The 19,859-nt window shown below is 58.3% G+C and carries 18 protein-coding genes; 8 read left to right on the top strand and 10 right to left on the bottom strand.

Features of this window, described 5'->3' with window-relative positions; translation table 11 throughout:
- Positions 1-17 precede the first annotated feature (17 nt).
- Positions 18-797, top strand: coding sequence for an ABC transporter permease (locus ACL2XG_RS16350; protein ID WP_410012887.1), 780 nt, complete (start codon positions 18-20; stop codon positions 795-797).
- A gap of 31 nt (positions 798-828) precedes the next feature.
- Positions 829-1,548, top strand: a complete 720-nt coding sequence (locus ACL2XG_RS16355) for an ABC transporter ATP-binding protein (protein WP_410012888.1) — start codon at positions 829-831, stop codon at positions 1,546-1,548.
- Between the two features lie 15 nt (positions 1,549-1,563).
- On the opposite strand, the gene ACL2XG_RS16360 is transcribed toward ACL2XG_RS16355, so the two are convergent.
- Positions 1,564-2,352, bottom strand: a complete 789-nt coding sequence (locus ACL2XG_RS16360; protein ID WP_413721741.1) for a sulfite exporter TauE/SafE family protein — start codon at positions 2,350-2,352, stop codon at positions 1,564-1,566.
- Positions 2,353-2,533: 181 nt separating this feature from the next.
- Here ACL2XG_RS16360 and ACL2XG_RS16365 point away from each other — a divergent pair, with 181 nt between their 5' ends.
- The gene (locus tag ACL2XG_RS16365; RefSeq protein ID WP_410012890.1) at positions 2,534-3,325 is read left to right on the top strand and encodes an AraC family transcriptional regulator; all 792 of its coding nucleotides are present in this window, start codon (positions 2,534-2,536) and stop codon (positions 3,323-3,325) included.
- Between the two features lie 11 nt (positions 3,326-3,336).
- Here the strand turns inward: ACL2XG_RS16365 and ACL2XG_RS16370 are convergent, their stop codons facing one another.
- The 5 genes from ACL2XG_RS16370 to ACL2XG_RS16390 form a co-directional block, all read right to left on the bottom strand.
- Positions 3,337-3,762: an ExbD/TolR family protein gene (locus ACL2XG_RS16370; protein WP_413721740.1), complete on the bottom strand. Its 426-nt coding sequence runs from the start codon at positions 3,760-3,762 to the stop codon at positions 3,337-3,339.
- A 21-nt stretch (positions 3,763-3,783) separates the two neighbouring features.
- Positions 3,784-4,539, bottom strand: coding sequence for a MotA/TolQ/ExbB proton channel family protein (locus ACL2XG_RS16375; RefSeq protein ID WP_413721739.1), 756 nt, complete (start codon positions 4,537-4,539; stop codon positions 3,784-3,786).
- A 59-nt stretch (positions 4,540-4,598) separates the two neighbouring features.
- The gene (locus ACL2XG_RS16380; protein WP_413723557.1) at positions 4,599-5,450 is read right to left on the bottom strand and encodes a TonB family protein; all 852 of its coding nucleotides are present in this window, start codon (positions 5,448-5,450) and stop codon (positions 4,599-4,601) included.
- 135 nt (positions 5,451-5,585) lie between these two features.
- Positions 5,586-6,545 (bottom strand): FecR family protein, encoded by a 960-nt coding sequence (locus tag ACL2XG_RS16385; RefSeq protein WP_410016677.1) that lies wholly within the window; start codon positions 6,543-6,545, stop codon positions 5,586-5,588.
- An 18-nt stretch (positions 6,546-6,563) separates the two neighbouring features.
- A complete protein-coding gene (locus ACL2XG_RS16390) occupies positions 6,564-7,082 on the bottom strand; it encodes a sigma-70 family RNA polymerase sigma factor (protein ID WP_410012894.1) in 519 nt (172 codons plus the stop codon).
- A 574-nt stretch (positions 7,083-7,656) separates the two neighbouring features.
- Between ACL2XG_RS16390 and ACL2XG_RS16395 the strand changes: the two genes are divergently transcribed.
- From ACL2XG_RS16395 to tldD, 5 genes are read left to right on the top strand one after another with little or no spacing between them, the layout of a single operon-like run.
- Entirely contained in the window at positions 7,657-10,101 is a 2,445-nt protein-coding gene (locus ACL2XG_RS16395) for a TonB-dependent siderophore receptor (RefSeq protein WP_410012895.1), read from the top strand.
- 12 nt (positions 10,102-10,113) lie between these two features.
- Entirely contained in the window at positions 10,114-11,829 is a 1,716-nt protein-coding gene (locus tag ACL2XG_RS16400) for an ABC transporter ATP-binding protein/permease (RefSeq protein WP_413721737.1), read from the top strand.
- A gap of 18 nt (positions 11,830-11,847) precedes the next feature.
- Positions 11,848-13,101, top strand: a complete 1,254-nt coding sequence (trxA, locus tag ACL2XG_RS16405) for a thioredoxin (RefSeq protein WP_413721736.1) — start codon at positions 11,848-11,850, stop codon at positions 13,099-13,101.
- 27 nt (positions 13,102-13,128) lie between these two features.
- The gene (locus tag ACL2XG_RS16410; RefSeq protein WP_413721735.1) at positions 13,129-14,478 is read left to right on the top strand and encodes a TldD/PmbA family protein; all 1,350 of its coding nucleotides are present in this window, start codon (positions 13,129-13,131) and stop codon (positions 14,476-14,478) included.
- Between the two features lie 17 nt (positions 14,479-14,495).
- Positions 14,496-15,953, top strand: coding sequence for a metalloprotease TldD (tldD, locus tag ACL2XG_RS16415; protein ID WP_413721734.1), 1,458 nt, complete (start codon positions 14,496-14,498; stop codon positions 15,951-15,953).
- A 160-nt stretch (positions 15,954-16,113) separates the two neighbouring features.
- Here the strand turns inward: tldD and ACL2XG_RS16420 are convergent, their stop codons facing one another.
- Genes ACL2XG_RS16420 through ACL2XG_RS16435 form a run of 4 tightly spaced genes read right to left on the bottom strand, consistent with a single transcriptional unit; the run spans position 16,114 to position 19,733 of the window.
- On the bottom strand, positions 16,114-16,893 hold the full coding sequence (locus tag ACL2XG_RS16420) for a heme ABC transporter ATP-binding protein (protein WP_413721733.1): 780 nt from the start codon (positions 16,891-16,893) through the stop codon (positions 16,114-16,116).
- Entirely contained in the window at positions 16,886-17,887 is a 1,002-nt protein-coding gene (locus ACL2XG_RS16425) for a FecCD family ABC transporter permease (RefSeq protein ID WP_410016678.1), read from the bottom strand. The genes ACL2XG_RS16420 and ACL2XG_RS16425 overlap by 8 nt, the downstream gene beginning before the upstream one ends.
- Positions 17,887-18,702: a heme/hemin ABC transporter substrate-binding protein gene (locus ACL2XG_RS16430; RefSeq protein WP_413721732.1), complete on the bottom strand. Its 816-nt coding sequence runs from the start codon at positions 18,700-18,702 to the stop codon at positions 17,887-17,889. The genes ACL2XG_RS16425 and ACL2XG_RS16430 overlap by 1 nt, the downstream gene beginning before the upstream one ends.
- Positions 18,699-19,733 (bottom strand): hemin-degrading factor, encoded by a 1,035-nt coding sequence (locus ACL2XG_RS16435; RefSeq protein WP_413721731.1) that lies wholly within the window; start codon positions 19,731-19,733, stop codon positions 18,699-18,701. Before ACL2XG_RS16435 ends, ACL2XG_RS16430 begins: the two co-directional genes overlap by 4 nt.
- Between the last annotated feature and the right edge of the window lie 126 nt (positions 19,734-19,859).

Here is a 19,859-nt window from a genome sequence, read left to right on the forward strand (position 1 = left end):
TAGGATGAGCCGCCGCAATGGACTTTGCTTTTAACGACTTGCTTAACAGTCTGCGCCACCTGCCGCTGATCGGCCATTTGGCCTACAGCGACACCAAAGCGCGGTATAAGCGCAGCATGCTGGGGCCGCTGTGGCTCACGCTTGGCGCGGCCATCGGCGTGGTCGGCCTGGGCCTGGTCTGGAGCCAGCTGCTCAACCAGGAGCGCAGCCAGCTTATCCCTTCGCTGACCGTGGGATTGCTGTTATGGCAATTCATCTCAGGCTGCGTGACGGAAAGCACCTCGGTGTTTGTGCGCCAGGCGCAGATTATCCGCAACCTGCAATTGCCTTTTTTTATCCATCCCATCCAGCTGATGGCGCGCCAGTCCATTACGCTGCTGCATAACCTGATAGTGCTGGTCCTGGTGCTGCTGGTCTATCCCCAGCCGGCGGGATGGGTCACGTTGCTCTGCCTGCCCGGCCTGGCGCTGGTGCTGGTTAACCTGCTGTGGATGTCGGTGCTGCTGGGGTTAATCGGCGCCCGGTTCCGCGACGTGGAGCAAATCGTGCAGTCGCTGATGCCGATCGTCTTTTTCCTGACGCCGGTTATCTATAAGGCGGGCCATGCCGGCGTGAACCAGGCGATTATCTGGATGAATCCTTTTACCTATTTTATCGCCCTGGTGCGTGAACCTCTTTTCGGCGCGGCGCCGGGGGCCTTTGTCTACCTGACGGCGGGGGCCATGGCCGTGCTGGGCTGGACGGCGACGCTGATACTGTTTAACCGCCGCGCTCCGCGTCTGGCATTTTGGATTTAACCGCGCGGTTCTTTGGGGTGGAACTCTTCTTATGGCTTCTCTTGTCTTTGATAATGTCACGGTCGCGTATCCGATTTACAACGCCCATGCGCAATCCCTGCGTAATCAGCTGGTCAGGATCGGCACCGGCGGCCGCATCGGCAAGGGCGCCGGCGCCATCGTCACGGTGACCGCGCTGGATCGGGTGAGTTTTCGCTTGCAGAGCGGCGATGCCGTGGGGTTGATTGGACATAACGGCGCAGGCAAAAGCACCCTGCTGCGAACCATGGCCGGCATTTACAGCGCTACCGCCGGCGTGGTGACGCGCACGGGGTCGGTGGCGACGGTGTTCGAGCTGGGCGCAGGCATGGACCCCGAACTGTCCGGTTATGAAAATATCATGCGCATGCTGCTGTTGATGGGGCATTCCCGGGCACAGGCCAGGGCCGCCGTGGCGGATATCGAGGATTTTAGCGAACTGGGCAACTTTCTGGCCCTGCCGGTGCGCACCTATTCATCGGGGATGACCATGCGGCTGATGTTTGCCGTGGCCACCTCGGTGCGGCCCGATATCCTGCTGATTGACGAAATGTTCGGCACGGGCGACGCCGCTTTTCGGCATAAGGCCGAGACGCGCATGCAGGACTGGATTGCCGGGACCGATATTTTTGTTTTTGCCTCCCATGACCTGGGATTGGTCAAACGGTTGTGCAATCGCCTTTTCCGCCTGGAGCACGGCGCTATCCATGAGGAGGATATCCAGGCGCTCTGACGGTCGCCGCGCATCCTAGAGCGCGATGGCCAGCAGCACCGCCGCCAGTAAACCGACGTATATCCCGGCATGTAGCGCGTCGTTTACCGGCGGGATACACTTTTTCGCCAGCCAGATGCCGCTAAAACCCGCGATAATCAGCAAACCCAGGATCTTGAGATTGATAAAACCGATATAATCCAGGCCCCGGTCGCGGCCCCACGCCGCAACGGCGTATATCGCCGAACCCGCCAGCGCCACCGGCAGGGATAAAGGATTGGCGGCGCTGACGCAATGCTTCATCGCGTAGCCGTGCCGGCGCAGTAAAGGCACCGTCATAACGCTGCCGCCCACCCCCAGCATGGCGGCAACGGCGCCGATGGCGAGACCCGCTCCCGCCGAGACGGTGCCTGACAAGCGTTTTTCCGCCGGACGGTCGAGAAAACCGCGGCGAAAAACACAATCCATTAGGGTCAGCAGCATATAGAGAATAAACAATACCCGGATGATCCGATCCGTTAATATTAAGGATAATAGCGCGCCGCCCAGCGCACCCGCGGCAATAAAATAGATCATCGGCAATACGGTTTCTTTTAGCAGGCCCCCCGCGCGCCATTGCATGATAGTGGCATAACCTGAATTCACCACCATCACCGCCGTCGAGGTGGCGACCGCGATATGCATGGCCTCATGAGATAGCCCGGGCGTGGCCGATACCAGATGATAAACGAAGGGCACCACCACAAAACCGCCGCCGAAGCCGAACATAATGGTGGTAATACCGGTGAGCAAGCCGGCGGCGAGTATGATGATGATTTCGTTCATATCCTATTTCCTGCGGTTAATGATGCCTGATAGCCCTGGCGGTGAATAAGCAAGGCTTGGGGTTATTCCGGGCGGGTTTATACGGGGCAGGGGGATAATAGGCGTCCGTGGCGGCGTTTACTTGATATTACCAATCAACTATCATCAAGATTCGGTCATTTCACGTCATGCCGGGCGGTGAATGTACAATATTGCCATAAACGATGTCGATCATGTGGCGCGTCCGGTCGTCGCCATCGGCACTGATTATCCGCGGGGGTTTTTCCTGCCCGCCCACCGGCACCGGCGCGCGCAGCTGCTGTACGGCGCGTCGGGCGTGATGCATGTCCGCACCCGTACCGGCAGTTGGATCGTGCCCCCGCAGCATGCGGTCTGGGTGCCGCCGGAGATGGAGCACAGCGTACGTTTCGAGGGGGTTTCCACCCGCAGCCTGTATATCGAACCGGAATCGGTCCGGCCGCTGTTTGCCATAGACCGTTGCCGTATCGTCACGGTATCCCCCTTGCTGCGCCAGCTGCTTATCGAGGCGGTGGCCGTAACGCCGCTGTATGATCCGGCGGGGCGCGACGGACAGTTGATTAACCTGTTGCTGCATGAGCTGGCGCTAATGCCCGGCGTACCGTTTGATATTCCCTTGCCGGAGGATGCGCGCCTGCTGGCGCTGTGCCGGCAGTTCCTCGAACACCCGACCATACACCAGCCGTCGGAAGAATGGGCGGCGCGGTTTTTTATGAGCATCAGCACCTTCAGGCGTTTTTTCCGCCAGCAAACCGGCATGGCTTGCGCGCAATGGCGCCGCAGGGCATGTGTCGTACTGGCGCTGGCCCGGCTCGCCGACGGCGAACCGGTCACCGCCATCGCCTTCGATCTCGGTTACGAAAGCAGCGCCGCGTTCGCCACCATGTTCAGACGCGAACTGGGTCATGCGCCGTCGATCTACTTCCCGCAGCGGATGGGGTTGGCGCAAAGCTGACGGCGGCGAGCTCAGGCACCGTGTTTATCGACGATAAAATCAAACTTGGTCAGACCGACGCTCTGTGCGCTGGTCATGATAAATGAGACGCGGCCATATTCCGACGCTTTATCGGCGTAAATGCGCAGGTGGGGAAGTTGCGGCTGTTTTGCGGTCTCTTCCAGCCGGGATTTAAAGGTAGCGTCATCCACCGCCTGCTTATCCCAGGCGATACTGCCGTCGGCCATGACCGAGATATCAACGGATTTAACGTCTTTATCCACCACGCTGGCATTGGCTTTGGGCAGATTTACCTTTACCGAGTGATTGATCACCGGCAGGGTGATCATAAATACAATCAGTAGCACCAGCATGACATCGATAAACGGCGTCATATTAATATCGTTGACCAGGGGCTCTTCGTCTATCTCGAATTGTGAATTACCGGATATGCTCATTTTTACTCCTCTCACTTGCCTTTACATCGACTGACCGGCGCGAAACGGCTGGACACGATTACCGGCCGTGGCGTCGCCGGCCCGCAGTTCGGTGACATCGCCGGTGGTAATACGCGAGCCGGTGAGATAGTAGGCATGCAGATCGTGGGCGAAGCGGGCGATGGCATGCTGCAGGCCGCGGTTGCGCCGGCTGATGGTGTTGAATCCCAGCACCGCCGGAATAGCGACGAACAGGCCGAACGCCGTCATGATCAACGCTTCGCCCACCGGGCCGGCGACGTGGGCCAGATCCGGCTGATCCGCCAGGCTGATGGACTGCAGCGCATGATAGATGCCCCAGACGGTACCTAATAGCCCGACAAACGGCGCGGTGCTGCCGATGGAGGCAAGGATGCCAAGGCCCGCTTGCAGACGCGCGCTGCTGTCGTCGATACTGTTTTTCAGGCCGCGCGCCAGCCAGTCGCTAATATCCAGATTATTACTGATACTGGTCTCTACATTGTATTGGTGAGACATCGCGGCATGGCCGGCGATCGCCAGTTCGCGAAACGGATTGTTGCCGCCGTCGCCCAATGAATCAATGGCGGACGGTAAATTCTTTTCGCTCCAAAACCGGTTTTTAGTGCGCTGGGCGATTTTACGCAGTCCCGCTCCCTGGATGCATTTAATCACAATCACCGACCAGGACATTACGGACATGACCAGCAGCACCAGGGCCACCGCGCGGGTGATTATGTCGCCCTGCTGCCAAACGTGCTCAATGCCAAACTCATTCATTTTGCTACCTCGATTATCAAAAAAGGCTATCGGTAATATTCATGCGCCGCCCGTGAGAGCTAGCGGGTTAATTTAAACGTAATGGGCTGCACCGTCATAACAGCGATCGCCTGGCCGTTTTCCACATAGGGGTTGCAGCGTATCCGGGATACTGCCGCCATTGCCGCCTGATCCAGGTCGTCATAACCGCTGCTGCGCGCAACGTCGCTGCGGCCCAGGGTGCCGTTGGCGTTGATCACCAGCCGGATCAGTACCTCGCCTTCCTCCTGCAGCCGTTTTGCCTTGCGCGGATAGTCTGGCGCCGGTACCTGGCAGCCGACGGTGGAAACCGTCTTCGGCACGGCATTGGGCACGCTTTTCAGCATTTCACCCTGAGAGGTCGCCGGCAGGGCCGCCTGGTCGGCGACCTTGGCATTTTGTAGCGGTGACGGCTTTGCCTGTGCTTGCGAACGAGATATCACCGGCTCAGGCTTGGGTTTTACGATGATTTTGGGTTTCGGCTTGAGCTGCGGTTTTGGCGGCGGCGGTGTTTCCGGCTTGATTTCCGGCGCAGCCACAACCGGAGCCGCCTCGGTTTGCGCCACGTCGCGTTCGCCGTTATCCGCGGTCAGCACCGGCGGCGTTTCAGTAACCTGGGGCACCGGCGGCGCCTCGGGCTGCGGCGCTTCGACCATGGTCACCTCGACGCTGGTCTGCTCGGCGGGATTGATGATGTCCAGCGGTCGATATTGCGTGGTATGGGTAATCGCCACGGCAATCAGCGCCAAATGCGCCAGCACCACGGCGGCAATGGTTAATTTAGGCTGATGATTTTTTTTCGGCGCCGAGGCGAGCGCGGACAACAGCGTCGCCGTCGCCGTCAGTGCAGGCACTTCGATTTTATCTTTCAACATCCGGTGCTGTGCTTTCACCCCTACCTCGTGATAAATCCTGACTGCCCGCAAATATGTATTACCAGCAATCTCTGGAAGACTTATTTTCTATGTGCAACGAGGAATAAAAAGTGACACCGGCGTTGGCAAAAAAAAGCGCAGAATTGAAAAAAATCATGCGTCGGCCGCGGTGATGCGGATCCAATAGCCGGTGGTGCGGGTAATGGCAATCGGCATGGTCTGAGCCAAGGCGTCGAGCGCATAGGGTACATCGTCCAGCGGGAAGTTGCCGCTGACGCGCAGATTGGCTATCGCCGGATCCAGGCGGATAACCGCCGGGCTGTAATTTTTCAGCGCAGCGATCACCGAGCTTAACGGCGTATCCCTCACTTCCAGCCTGCCCTGGGTCCAGGCTATTTCCGCGTAAGGGGAAATGCCCACCGGCATCAACGTATGCTGATTAAACCACAGGCCGTGGCCGGCCCCGACTTGTTGGCTGCCGCCGCGCCGGTTCGTCACCTTTACCACCGACTCCAGCACCGCCAGATGAATACCCCCGGATTCCTGGCGTACGTGAAAAAGTCCCTCCCCGGCCAGGATTTGTCCCATGGCGGTATTGACGCTAAACGGGCGATTGCCGTCGCCCACCACGCGGGCAATAATGCCGCCGGTGCGTAACTCAACGCTGCGCACGGTCTCGCTGAGGGAAATATTCAGCGCCGTGCGGGCGTTCAAATCCAGGGTGCTGCCGTCATCGAGCTCAATACGCCGCCGTTGGCCGGTGTCGGTATGCACATCGGTCAACAGATAGGGCAAAGGGTATTTTTGGTTTACCACCGTCCCGCCGACCATGGCAATAGCGGCCACGCCCAGCGCGTTTTGCAGGAATTTACGCCGGCTGGAAGGCGCCAGCAGAGTCTGGCGCACGTTTTCCGGCGGCATGGCGTGCGTCAGGAACTGGATTTTACCCAGGGTGGTTTCAATTTTGGCGCAGGCAGCGTCATGGCTGGCATCGGCATAACGCCAGCGTTCATATTCCCTGAAATCCTCCTCCGTGGCTTCGCCGGAACGCAGCAGCACCATCCATTCAATGGCGTGCTGGGCGGCGGCGTCGGGATGCTGGGTTAATTTTATCATGCGTTGTTCAACCGGTTATTCATGTTGGCCAGCGGTTATCAGATAACAGCTGGTGAGCGCTTTCGCCACATACTTGCGCACCATACTGGTGGAGACGCCCAGCTCTTGTGCTATTTCCGCATAGGTCATGCCGTCAAGCTGATTAAACAAGAACGCCTTGCGGGCATTAATGGATAAACCGTCCAGCGCCCGGTCAATGGCCAGTAAAGACTCAATTACCAGTTCCTGTTCTTCCGGCGAAGGATGACAGAGCTGCGGGTTGCCCGCTAACGCTTTCAGATAGGCCTGCTCCAGGTCGCGGCGCCGCCAGTTTTCATACAACACCCGCTGGGCGAGCGTGGTGAGCATGGCCCGCGGCTCGCGGATATTGAGCAGTTCAGGAATTGCCGCCAGCCGTACAAACGCCTCGGACGCAATATCCTCCGCGCCGGTGCCATGGCTGATACGCCGTCTTAATTTGTCAGTGAGCCAACGGTAATCACTGCGAAAAATAAACGTTAATACATCTGAACGGTTGGTAAATTCGCCAGGCATCGTCTTGTCCGTCTTGCTAAATCTAACGTAAATACCTTTCTCAGGCTTTCAAATAAGGACCGTTACGGCCAATCCTCAGTTTTGCCGCTCTTTCCTGCGTTGCGTGTCAGCGCGGGGGGAGTGGAATGAGCATTCAAGCCTGGCCAGCAATAAGCGAGCCAATAATTTTTACATCTAGGTTATATCCATAGAGTATAAGTATATTTTTTTATTAACTAAGGCCGCTTTTGTTATAAGGCCGTAACTGCAAGCCGTTTTGTACAACAAACGAAAACCAACGTGCACTGTTGTCGATCAATGCACGTTTTTTTGCACCAATTCAGTACCGCAGAAGCCATTTTACCCTCAGCTTTTGAGCGTTAACCGAAAGTCTACGCGCAACAACTTTATCCGTTAAAATAAAAACAGTAATGTAATTAATAAATTAAGTTAAAAATCCCGATAAGTCGCAAAAAAATAAATATAACCCGGTGACACATTTTTTCCCTCATTGCACATACCCACTGAGATGAAACGCAGACCCCTACCAAACTGGCGTCGCTTAACCTTTGCCTTTTCTCCGGGAGCCGTAACAATGAATGCAGTACTGCAACGCGCAAGGAAAACTCGTTTTACCCCAGGCCGGCTGGCGTTGGCGATTGATTTAACATTTGCCGTGGCGGGTATGGCGCTGATATTGCCGCAAACGGCTTATGCCGCGCCGGCGGCTTTAGCTCATTATTCAGTACCGGCGGGTTCCCTGGAGCAAGGGCTATTAACCATAGCGCGGCAAAGCCAACAGACCATCTCATTTGATCCTAAACTGGTGGCCCCTTACCAGGCTAAACCCGTTGACGGCCGCTATACCCTGGAACAGGTCATTTTACAACAGTTGCAGGGTACGCCGCTGTCTGTCACCACCACTGCCAACGGCACCCTGACCATTGATGCCGTCACCACGGCCAAGCCGCTCACCGCCTCGTCGGATTTACAGGCGGCGCAGGACAGCGGCCAGACGCTGCCGACTATTACCGTCAGCGGCGGCGCCGAGCAAAGCGAAGACGCCACGGTCTATAATCCGTCAATGTCCAGTTCCGCCACCCGCACTAATTTATCATTGCAGGATACCGCGCAGTCGGTGCAGGTGGTCAGCCGCAAACTGATCGAAGACCGCCAGGCGGTCTCGGTGGAGGATGCGTTGCGCAACGCCGGCGGCGTCACGATGCAGGGCGGTAATCGCGGTATTAATTCGATAAATATTCGTGGATTTAACGTCACCTCCGGCTCTACGGACGGCGTTTCCAACCCCAACAGCACCATGAACGGCAGCGCCACCGGCTATTCCAATATCGACGGTATCGAGCGTGTCGAGGTACTGAAAGGGCCACAGGCGGTGCTGGCGGGCAACAGTTCTCCCGCCGGTTCGGTCAACATAGTGCGTAAAGCCCCCACGGCCGATCCGCTGCATACGCTAAAATTCGAGGTCGCCAAGTATGGCGAAGTGAAAACCGCCATCGATCTCGGCGGCCCGATAAACGATGACAAAACCTTTCAATACCGTTTTAACGCTTCCACTATGCGGGCAGATAACAGCTTTCCTGATTTTAACGGCAAGCGCGCCGATTATGTCGCGCCGGTGCTGGCCTGGGTAACGGATAAAACCAAATTTAAAGTAGGCGCGGAATTCAGTACCGGCAGAACCTCAGGACCTGCGGCGACCCTGTATAACAACGGCCGTATTCAGCGCCTGCCGGAATATCGTCTGGGGGATAAAGATAATCATTTTGCGGGCAATGCGAAAACCGCCTATTATGAATTCAACCAGAATTTAAGCGACAACTGGTCTTTTAACAGTAAAGCCACCTATCTTGATAATACCCTTAATTATCGCATTCATGAGACTTACGTGGCGTACCCCAACGGCTCGTTGGTCACTCATGAGCTGGGCAATAAGCAGGATTTAAATTCATTAAGCCTGCAAAACGATATTCGCGGCAAGATTGATATGGGCCCGTTAACCCATAATATCTTGGTCGGCTACGACTATCAGCATTCAAAAACCACCAGCTGGGATTTATCTGACGGCAGGATTTTCACCACCGCCAACTACAACGATCCCGACAGCCTGTCGTTTCCCGATATCCCCGACCCCACCTTTAAATCCTATAAAAACACCCAGGATCAAAGGGGGCTGATATTGCAAGACCAGATCGATTTCTGGAAAAAATTGCATCTCCAGCTTTCCGCTAAGCGGGCTGAATGGACGATGCAAAGCACGGCGAATTACTCCGCCACCCGTCATGTGACCTCGTTTTCAGATGAGACCAAATGGATACCCAGCTATGGCATCAGCTATGATATCACGCCGGAAGTGACGGTCTATGCCAACCTGCTTAATAGCTTCGAAACCGTCGGCACGATCAATACCCTTACCGGTAAACCGTTGGCGCCGTCGACCGGTAAATCCAAGGAGGCTGGGTTTAAATTTAACCTGCTGGACGATAACCTGACCATTACCACAGCGGTATTCCATATCGTGCAGGACAATGTGGTGGTCTACAATATCGCCGGCGACGCGGTCGGCGCGCAGGGGCGGGAAACCAAAGGCTTCGATTTTGATTTAAACGGCCAGATTTTACCGGGATGGAATATCACCACCAGCTACACCTTTGCCCAGCCTAAGGATCCGGATACCACCGATCTTACCGGCTATAAAACCAAGGTTACCGCACAGCCCAAACACTCCGGTAGCCTCTGGACTACCTACGAACTACAGCAGGGGAGTTTGCAAGGCCTGGGCGCCGGCGTAGGCGTAGAGGCGGCCAGCAACACGGTCAACGGCTATACGGGTAATTACTTCAAAATGGGTGGCTGGGCCCAGACCGACGCCTCTATTTTTTACCATCAGCCGAAATATACCGTCACCCTGGGCGTGAAAAATATCTTTGACCGCGATCTGTATTATTACTCGACCACACCAACGTATATCGGCGTCAAGCCAGGCCGTACCGCCAGGTTATCGGTGACCTATTCGTTCTAAGTAATGGACATTATGACGGCTCAAAAGTTTACAAAAGAAATACCCAATGATGGTAATCGACCGGGGATATGGCAATTAATCCGTCCTTTCTGGGTATCGCCGGAAAAGTGGCTGGCCATATTATTAATTGCCGTCATCCTGACCATTAATTTCACCACCACCTATGCGTTTGTGGCTTTAAATAAACTGCAGGGGCAGTTAACCGACGCATTGGTGGCGCTGAATTGGAGCCTCATCAGCGCTACGATGGTAAGAAGCTTGGCCATTGGCACTATAACGGTATTATTGCCGCTGGTCAGTGTGTTGGCGATTAATTACTTGACGCTGCGCTGGCGTACCTGGATGACCGCCCGCTTTGTAGAACGCTGGACCCGTCATCCAGCGTATTACCAACTGGAGCGCGACAATTTAATCAGCAACGGCGATCAGCGTATCGCCGAGGATATCAATCTCTTTACCGATGTGACGATTAACCTGTCCACCAATATTATCAACGTCGTGGTCAGCGTCGTCACTTTCACTATTATGCTTTGGGGACTCTCCGGCACGTTGTCGTTTCCTCTTGGCGGCAGGACCTGGTCTATCCCCGGCTATATGGTGTTTGCCGTGTACCTTTATTCATTTGCCCATCTCGCCCTGGCCCACTGGCTGGGTAAGGTGCTGATCGGCGTGAATATGAATAAACAAACCGTAGAAGCCGATTTTCGTTTTCTCGGCATGCAGGTGCGGGAAAACGCCGAACAAATCGCTTTTTTTGGCGGCGGCGAGCGCGAGGGGGAAAGATTACTGTCCCGTTTTATACGGGTACGGAATAATACCCTATTGATGATGCGTAAAACCTTTAAGCTGAATTTCTTCCAGAGCATTTTCTCCCAGATATTTTCCCCGCTGCCCACCCTGCTGGCGCTGCCCTTACTGCTGTCGGGAAAAATTACCCTCGGCGGCCTGACCCAGATCACCATGGCTTACGGTACGCTATTGAGCACCCTGGCCTTTTTCCCGCAGGCTTATCAATCCTTTACTAACTGGATAGCGCTGGCCAACCGGCTGCGGGATATGCTGTGGGCGTTAAACAAAGCCCGCGACCAGCCCCATGGCATTCAGCTAATGCGCCAGGGCACAGCGCTTTGCTGCGAGGCGTTGACCCTGCGGCGTCCGGACGGCGCGGCGTTATGCCAAGTGGCGCGCTGGCAGGTCGAGGCCGGCGAACGCTGGGTGATTCGCGGGCAGTCCGGCAGCGGCAAAAGCACCTTGCTGCGGGCCTGCGCGGGGTTATGGCCTTTTGGGGAAGGCAGCATCATCCGGCCGGATACGGCGCGTAGTCTATTTATACCGCAAAAGAGCTATATCCCGGTGGGCACATTAAAAAGCGCGCTGGCCTATCCCGATGAGCCGGAGGCTTTTACCGATCGGCAGTACCGCCAGGCGCTGACGGACTGTTGCCTGGCGGAACGGGCCGATTCGCTTACCCAGTCCGACCGCTGGCAGCAGGTGTTGTCCGGCGGCGAGCAGCAGCGGCTGGCCATGGCGCGGGTACTGCTGCATCGCCCGGAGGTTCTCTTCCTTGACGAGGCGACCAGCGCCCTGGACCCGGAAACAGAACGCCGTTTATACCAGGCGCTGATCGATCAATTGCCCGGCAGCACCATTATCAGCGTGGCCCATCGCAAAGAGCTGGAACACTTCCACCAGCATGTCCTAACCCTGACACCCGATCAGGGTCGCTAACATTTTATAGGAACCTATATGTCGCTCAAACCCAACGAGTTAACCGATAGCAATTTTGATAATTACCTGGCGGGCGCGCGACTGCCGGTGCTGGTGGATTTCTGGGCGCCCTGGTGCGTACCTTGCCGCGCCATGGCGCCCGTTATCGATAAGCTGGCCAATAATACCAAAGGCAAGTTAGTGGTCGCCAAGATTGATGTGGAAAAATACCCGGCCATCATGGAGCGCTATGGCGTGCGCGGCATTCCCACCCTGTTGCTGTTCAGAGGCGAGGCGGAACCGGTACGCCAGGTGGGTGCCCAATCCCTGGGCCAGTTGAATGCCTGGCTGGCGGCTCATGAGGTGGACGTCGTTTCGCAACCGCCGGTACGTCAGACGGAGGCGCTGGAGTGGAGCAGTTTTTACGGCGATGAGGGCTTGCATGGTTTTATCGCGCAACGCACCCTCGGACATGCTAAGGCCGGGGATATTACTGTTGCCCCCGGGAGCTTTTGGCTTGACGGCAAAGGCACTACTATGGCGGCCATGATTCATCAGCCGGATAGCGTTGCCTTTGAACGTATTACCGGGTTACCGATTGCTCTGGGTAGGCTGCTGGACCGCTGCGGCTACCTGACCCCGGAGCAGATCGGCGGTTTGTTCGCCGCGTTACGCCCAGGCAAGGATTACCGGCTGGTGCCGCAGCGATTTATGCACTGGTGGCTGAGTGAGGAATCGGCGCCATGGGCTCATTACCTGCGCGATCCTAGGCTGGGGCAATTGCTCATGCGCTGGCTGGCATTGAGCGCCGGGCGGCTCGCGGGGCGTGAGACGGCACCGGGCGACTGGTCGGCCATCAAGGCGCAGGCGGATCTGCTGCTGCATGATTACCAGCAGCCGGAACGCCAGCTGGAAAAAATCATCGCCACGCTTTTGCAGCACCTCTCGTCGTTGCCCGCCGCCGGCGATGACGAAAAATGGGGCAACATAGCCCTTGGCGTAAGCTGGGCCCAGTTCCAGCAATTGCAGATCCTAGCAGGGTGGAGCGACGATGATCGCGCCACGCCCGATATACGTTTCGCCTGGTTTACCGAAAAAGAGCGTTTGTCCCCGGCCGGCAAGCTTAGCCAGGAGGAAATCACTTTGTTAAGAGAGGAGTGGCTGGCGCAAAATCCGGCGTTTATCGCCAAAGAAAAGGCCTTTCATCAAAATTACAACCAGCTCAGCGAACCAATAAATACCCAGATCCAGCGGGCGTTGAACCGGCTGCTGGCCGAGGCGCCGGACTTTTAAACCATGACCTTTGACCAGGAGGCATCCATGCCGAATACTTTTGCGCACAGCCAGCAGCAATTGGCTGAACTGGCCGATAGCGTCATAGCGCAGGCTGTCCGGGAAGGCGCATCCGATGCGCAGGTGATATTTTCCGAAAGCAACGGCTTGCTGATTGAAATGCGCCAGGGCCGGCTGCGGGCGCGCACCCGCGATGCGCAGTCCAGCATGTCGCTCACCGTCTATCGCGGACAGCATCAGGGCACCACCGGCTCCACCGATTTTTCACCCGCGCGCCTGCGCGAAACGGTGCAGGCGGCATGTCGTATCGCCGGTTATACCGGCGAGGATGAATTTACCGGCCTGCCACCGGAGCAGTTGTTATGTCGGGAGCCGCGACAGCTCGATTTATGGCATCCCTGGGATCTGGACGAGCCCGGTGCGCAAGCGCTGGCTCATCGTATCGAGTCCGGTATTTCATCAGCGGGCAAGGGCGCGATGAGTGACGGTGTTTGGATACGTTCCGGTCAGTCCCATTGGTTTTTGATGAACAGCCGTGGTTTCGCCCAGGGCCAGCGGCAAACCGACCATGTGATGAGCGCCAAGGCGCTGGCCAAAAATCAGGGCCACAGCCAACTGGATTTCTGTAATTCCCATTCCCATCTTGCTTCGACGATGATGACGCCGGAAGCTATTGGGCGCCGGGCCGCGAGCGGTGCGCTGGCCGCCCTGGATAGCGCGCCGCTGGCCGGTAGTCGACGCTGTCCGGTGTTGTTCGATCCCCTTTGCGCCCTCACGCTGCTTGATCATTTGGTGCAGGCCGCCGGCGGCGCGGCGTTGTATCGCCGTAACAGTTTTCTCGCCGGACGGCTTGGCCAGGCGATCTTTAGCGGGCATATCACCGTTGAGGAAAATCCCTTTATCCCGCAGGGGCTCGCCAGCCGGGCGTTCGATAGCGACGGTATCGGCGGTGCGGTGCGGCGGGTGGTGGACGACGGACACCTTACAGGCTTTTTTCTGTCGGCCTATGCGGCGCGGCGCCTCGGAATGACGCCCACCGGCAACGGTTGGGGACCGGGCAATTTGACGCTGCGCAGCAGCCTGACCCAGCCTGGCGATGACTTTGCCGCCATGGTGAAAAAACTGCATACAGGTCTTCTGATTACCGGATTTAGCGGCGGCGGAGCGCGTTTGATAACCGGTGATTACTCCCGCAGCCTGCGTGGCTTTTGGGTCGAGGGCGGTGAAATACGCCATGCCGTCGATGGAGTGACCGTGGCGGGCAACCTGGCGGATATATTCCGCGATATTGCCGCTGTCGGCACCGATAATTTCACCCAGGGCGCCTTTACCAGCGGTTCCGTGTTAATCAACAGCCTGCAGGTGGCAGGACGCTAAGCCAAAGGAGTTTTATCATGATTGAAACACTAGCCACCTCCCATCTGGCGCCGGCTAAACAGCAGTTGCTGGAATCGCATGGCATATCCGATGGGCAACTACAGGAGGTGATGGATCAGGTGCTGTCGCACCGGGTGGATTACGCCGATCTTTTTGTACAGAGTCTGAGACGTGAAAGCTGGGCCATGGAGAACGGCGTGGTGAATTTCGGCTCTTTTGACGTCGACCAGGGCTTCGGCCTGCGTGCGGTCGAACATGACCAGACCGCGTTCGCTTATTCTCAGCATATTGATCTTAAGTATTTGCAAGAGGCCGCCCGCTCGGTAAAAAGTATCGCGGTGCCGGGCCGGCTCTCTTTGCCAGCGCCTGCGGCTTACCCCCCGGCACGGCTGCGTTTTATCGACGATGACCCGCTGCTGGCGTGCGACGCGGCGCAGAAAATCGGCTTGCTGCAAAAAATTAACCGCATGACCAGGGCTCTCGATCCGCGGGTCGTCCAGGTTACCGCCAGCCTGGAATTAACCCATTCGGTCAATTATATTCTGCGTCATGATTTCCATCAGGCGGCGGATATCAGGCCGATGCTGGTATTGCATGTCGGCGTGGTGGTCGAGCAGCGCGGCAATAAGGAATCGGCCGGTACCGGCATGGGCGGGCGCGGGGATTTCGGCATGTTCAATGACGTCGCGCTGCAGGTCTCATTGCGCGCTATGGTTGAAAAGGCATTGATTAACCTGGAGGCGGTAGCGGCACCATCCGGCAGCATGCCGGTGGTGATAGCAGCCGGCTGGCCCGGTATGTTGCTGCATGAAGCCATGGGGCACGGCTTTGAGGGCGATTTTAACCGATTGGGCACCTCGGTTTATTCCGGGCGCATCGGCGAACGGGTAGCGCAGCCGGGGGTCAATATCGTCGACGACGGCACGGTGGCGGGACGACGCGGGTCGCTGAATGTGGACGACGAGGGACAGCCGACACAGTGCACGTCCCTTATCGAGGATGGCGTCTTACAAGGCTATATGCACGACAGCCTGAGCGCGCGCCTGATGAAGCTGCCGCCCACCGGCAACGGCCGGCGCCAGTCCTATGCGCATTTGCCGATGCCGCGCATGACCAATACCTTTATGCGCAGCGGGCAATATGATCCAGGTGAGATTATCGCCTCGGTCAAACGCGGATTATATCTGGCTGACTTGGGCAGCGGGCAGGTGGATATCGTCAGCGGGCAATACAGTTTCCAGACCGCCCTGGCGTACCTGATTGAGGATGGCAAAATCACCGCGCCGGTCAAAGGCGCCACCCTGACCGGCAATGGCCCGGAAACCCTGCAACAAATCAGCATGGTCGGCAACGACCTGGCGCTGGATCGTGGCACCGCCGTGTGCGGCAAGGCGGGGCAAAACGTGCCGGTATGCGTGGGACAGCCGACGCTTAAGGTGGATAACCTGGTGGTGGGCGGTACCCGCCAGGGCTGACGATAGGCGACGGCTATGATGTCCAGACTAACGCTCCGGCATCGCGGCTGGTCGCCACAGCTTTCATAACGCAGCGTTTGCAGGAGAAAATATCGTAGAGGACAGGGCGCAGCATCTGTGCGCGAGTCATGACTGGTCACAGATGCCAGAGCGTTCTTATTTACCGTTTCAGCGAAACCTGCGGCACCCCATACTCCGCATGGGGCCGCACCACCAGATCCGCCTGATACCACCGCGTTAGCCGCGCTTCGGTCAGGACATCGCCCGGCGCGCCGCTTGCCGCCAGCCTGCCTTCATGCAACAGCAAAATCCGATCGGACCACAGCGCCGCCAGGTTCAGATCGTGCAGTACGCAGCAGACCGTCAGGCGGCCGGTCTGCGTAAGCCGGCGCAGCAGGCGCAGGATATGCTGCTGATGATATAAGTCCAGCGCGGAGGTGGGTTCATCCAGAAACAGCCAGCCGGCCGGGCCGTCGTCCTGCCACAGCTGCGCCAAGGTGCGGGCCAGCTGCACCCGCTGCTGCTCGCCGCCGGACAGACGACGGAAATCGCGCCCCGCCAGGGCATCGCAGCCGGTAAACGCCATGATTTCCGCCACGCGGTCGCGGTTTGGCTGCGTTTGCCAGGGCGCGCGGCCCATGGCCACCACTTCGGCCACGGTAAACGGAAAGGAGAGACTGCTTTGCTGGCGCATGACCGCCCGCTGCCGTGCCAGTTCCTGCGCCGGCCATTGGCGCAGGGGGCGGCCCAGCAGGCGGCATTCCCCAACGCTTGGCGTCAGGTAACCGGTCAACAGGCGCAGCAGGGTGGATTTTCCGGCGCCGTTGGGGCCTATCAGCGCAACCAGCTCGCCGGGGGCCAGCGATAACGAGATATCCTCTAATAACGTCCGGTTGGATATGCGATAGCCCACGCCTTCGGCGGTTAAGCCCTTATTCATTTTCGCCTCCGCGCCGGCGCAGGATAAGCCACAAAAACCAGGGGCCGCCCAGCAGGCTGGTGAGCAATCCCACCGGCATTTCCGCCGGCGCCACCGCCGTGCGGGCGAGGGTATCGGCCAGCAGCAGCAGGGCGGCGCCGGCCAGGGTGGCGCCCGGCAACAGCCAGCGATGGTCGGCCCCCAGGCACATGCGCACCAGATGCGGGATCACCAGGCCGATAAAGCCGATAATGCCGCTGACCGCCACCGACGCCGCCACCAGCAGCGCGCTGAGCATCAGCAACAGCCGCTGGGTGCGTTTCACGTCCACGCCAAGATAATGAGCTTCCTCGTCGCCCAGTTGCAGCAGATTTAACCGCGCCGCCTGACGCTGCACCAGCAGGGCGGCGGGCAGCACCAGGGAGGCGCAGGCCAGTACCGTCGGCCATTGCGCCTGCCCCAGGCTGCCCATGCCCCATAACGACAACTGCCGCAGCTGCCGGTCGTCGCTTATCCAGGACAAGACGCCGATGGCAGCGCCGCACAGGGTGTTAATGGCAATGCCCAGCAGCAGCAGGCGCGACAAAGAGCGATGACCGGGACGTCCGAGGGAAAAAATAATAAGCGTCACCGCCAGGCTGCCGATAAAAGCCGCCAGCATGGGAGAATAAAGCGCCAGCAGCGGCGGCAGCGTCACGGACAGGACCACCGACAGGGCCACCGCCAGCGCCGCGCCGCTGCTGATGCCCAGCAGGCCCGGGTCGGCCAGCGGATTGCGGAATAGCCCCTGCATCACGCCGCCGGACAGCGCCAGCGCCGCGCCGATGATCACCGCCAGCAGGATGCGCGGCAGCCGGATATGCCACCAGATATGCCAGAGCGCCGCGTCAAAAGGCCGGCGCCAGAGGCTAACCAGCGACAAATGCATCGCGCCGACATTTACCGCCAGCGCCGCCATGGCCAGCAGCACCAGTGCCAGCAACAGTAAAAACCGTCCCGGTCGGGCTTGGCGCATCATGGCAGCGTTTCAGCGGTCTGGCGCAGGCGGGCAATGGCCGCCGGCGTTTCAAGGCCGAACCCCAGCAGCGCCATATCGTCCAGCACCAGCAGCCGTCGCGCCTTGCCCGCCGGCGTCAATGCCAGCCCCGGCAGCGCCCAGACCTTCTCCTCGCCGCCCAGGGTTTTTACCCCGTCGGTGGTAATCAGCACCAGATCCGGCGCGCTGCCGATGACGCCTTCCTGCGACAGCGGCTGGTAATGTTTAAATCCCTGCATGGCATTTTGCAGGCCGGCGGCGCGAATGGCCGCATCGGCCGCCGTTTCCTGGCCGGCGGCCATGGTGGTCATGCCGCTATGGTTGAAAATAAACAAGACTTTTACCGGCAGCGGCGTGGCGGGGATGGCCGCCATCTGGCGGCGGATATCCGCGCGCAGCGTCTCGCCCTGCGTTTGCCGGCCCAGCGCCGAGGCGATGCGGGCGATTTTAATGTCGATGACGGCGATATCGGGCGTACCGGGCACCGTAACCACCGTGACGCCGTTATCGGCTACCTGTTGCAGCGCCACCGACGGTTTGGCCTGATCGCTGGCCAATACCATCCCGGGGTGCATGGCCAGGATGCCCTCGGCGTTGAGCATGCGCATATAACCCACGTCGGGCAAGGCGACGGCCGCGGCGGGATGCTGGCTGGTGCTGTCGCGCGCCACCAGTTGGTCGCCCGCGCCGAGGGCATAGATGATTTCCGTTACATCGCCGCCGATGCTGACCACCCGCGTTTGCGCCAGCGCCGCCATCGGCAGGGCCAGCAAAACGATAAGCCATTTTTTCATGCCGGTAGGCCTTTTTGCGTCAGCAGGGCCATTTGTCCGCGCCAGGCGATCTGCTCGGGTTGCCCTTCGCTGCGCTGACCGAACAATTGGGCGATTTGCGTGCCGTCGGCGGCAAACAGTTCCAGGCTGGTGACCATGCCGTCCCGGGTCGGTTTGCGCGTTACCCAGGTTTCGGCAATGGCGTCTTCCACCAGATGCAGCGTAAACCGGCGGTTAAAGATATTGATCCACTTTTCCATCGGCACCACTTTCTCTATGGCGCCGGTAAATATCTGCACGCAGCCGCGGTTACCAACAAACACCATGATTTCGTTGGCATCCGCAAGCGCCGCTTGCAATACCCGGCTCAGCGCCCGGTTATCCACACGTATGGCCAGGTCGTCGCCCACCGCGCGAAACGCCTGCTGCCGGGTAATGTTGTGGCGTTTAAGCAAGGGGAAAAACTGATGCACATCGGTCATGGCGCGCCAGTCCAGTTCGATGCGCCGGTTATCCGGACTGTCGTTGTGCGCCGGTTTATCCGCCGCCGCCGCCAGCGCCAGCGCCGCATTATCTTCACTGACGAAACGCGCGATAAGCTGTTCCCAGGCATGGCGATCGGTTTGCTCCGTGGCATAGATTTTCAGTACCGCGTCGCCCTGATGATCAAAAATCTGCAGGCTTTGGCGCTCGCCGCGCGGACCCGATTCGATAAGTGCAAAGGCGCAGTTCCACTGGCCGACGAACAGGCGCAGATCCAACGCCCGCGGGTTTAACACCAGGCCGCCGTGCTCGCCGAGACGCAGGTTGTCGTAATGGCCGATCTGTTCATGTACCGCATATTCATTACGGGTAATGGATTTTGTCTCGCCCACGGCGGCCAGCGCCTGCAATAGCGCCGGCATATCGCCGTCCAGGCGCCGCGCGTCATGCCCGACCCTGGCCCAGGCCAGCTCCGCTTCGCTGATATTCAGCAACTGCGCCAATTCCCGGGCATATTTTTTCGGATGCTGCTGTTTTAGCTCAAGGTAATGCTGATAACGCTGGTTCATTCAGGGTTCCTTTTTGTGCCGGCGAAAGCGGATGTTAGCGGGATACGGCTGCGAATGGGCCTGCTTAACGGGCGTGTAAATCATTCGCAGTGAAACTGTTGCAAATATAACTTAAAAATGTATAAA

It is taken from the genome of Sodalis sp. RH24 (assembly GCF_047324145.1).
Taxonomy (GTDB): Bacteria; Pseudomonadota; Gammaproteobacteria; order Enterobacterales; family Enterobacteriaceae; genus Acerihabitans.

Bases quoted from the DNA above. Each gene is read 5' to 3' on its own strand.
- trxA (WP_413721736.1), top strand. From the start codon at position 11,848: ATGTCGCTCAAACCCAACGAGTTAACCGATAGCAATTTTGATAATTAC.
- ACL2XG_RS16425 (WP_410016678.1), bottom strand. From the start codon at position 17,887: ATGCGCCAAGCCCGACCGGGACGGTTTTTACTGTTGCTGGCACTGGTG.
- ACL2XG_RS16365 (WP_410012890.1), top strand. From the start codon at position 2,534: ATGTACAATATTGCCATAAACGATGTCGATCATGTGGCGCGTCCGGTC.
- ACL2XG_RS16350 (WP_410012887.1), top strand. From the start codon at position 18: ATGGACTTTGCTTTTAACGACTTGCTTAACAGTCTGCGCCACCTGCCG.
- ACL2XG_RS16435 (WP_413721731.1), bottom strand. From the start codon at position 19,733: ATGAACCAGCGTTATCAGCATTACCTTGAGCTAAAACAGCAGCATCCG.
- ACL2XG_RS16390 (WP_410012894.1), bottom strand. From the start codon at position 7,082: ATGCCTGGCGAATTTACCAACCGTTCAGATGTATTAACGTTTATTTTT.
- ACL2XG_RS16360 (WP_413721741.1), bottom strand. From the start codon at position 2,352: ATGAACGAAATCATCATCATACTCGCCGCCGGCTTGCTCACCGGTATT.
- ACL2XG_RS16400 (WP_413721737.1), top strand. From the start codon at position 10,114: ATGACGGCTCAAAAGTTTACAAAAGAAATACCCAATGATGGTAATCGA.
- ACL2XG_RS16410 (WP_413721735.1), top strand. From the start codon at position 13,129: ATGCCGAATACTTTTGCGCACAGCCAGCAGCAATTGGCTGAACTGGCC.
- ACL2XG_RS16370 (WP_413721740.1), bottom strand. From the start codon at position 3,762: ATGAGCATATCCGGTAATTCACAATTCGAGATAGACGAAGAGCCCCTG.
- ACL2XG_RS16375 (WP_413721739.1), bottom strand. From the start codon at position 4,539: ATGAATGAGTTTGGCATTGAGCACGTTTGGCAGCAGGGCGACATAATC.
- tldD (WP_413721734.1), top strand. From the start codon at position 14,496: ATGATTGAAACACTAGCCACCTCCCATCTGGCGCCGGCTAAACAGCAG.
- ACL2XG_RS16395 (WP_410012895.1), top strand. From the start codon at position 7,657: ATGAATGCAGTACTGCAACGCGCAAGGAAAACTCGTTTTACCCCAGGC.
- ACL2XG_RS16420 (WP_413721733.1), bottom strand. From the start codon at position 16,893: ATGAATAAGGGCTTAACCGCCGAAGGCGTGGGCTATCGCATATCCAAC.
- ACL2XG_RS16430 (WP_413721732.1), bottom strand. From the start codon at position 18,702: ATGAAAAAATGGCTTATCGTTTTGCTGGCCCTGCCGATGGCGGCGCTG.
- ACL2XG_RS16355 (WP_410012888.1), top strand. From the start codon at position 829: ATGGCTTCTCTTGTCTTTGATAATGTCACGGTCGCGTATCCGATTTAC.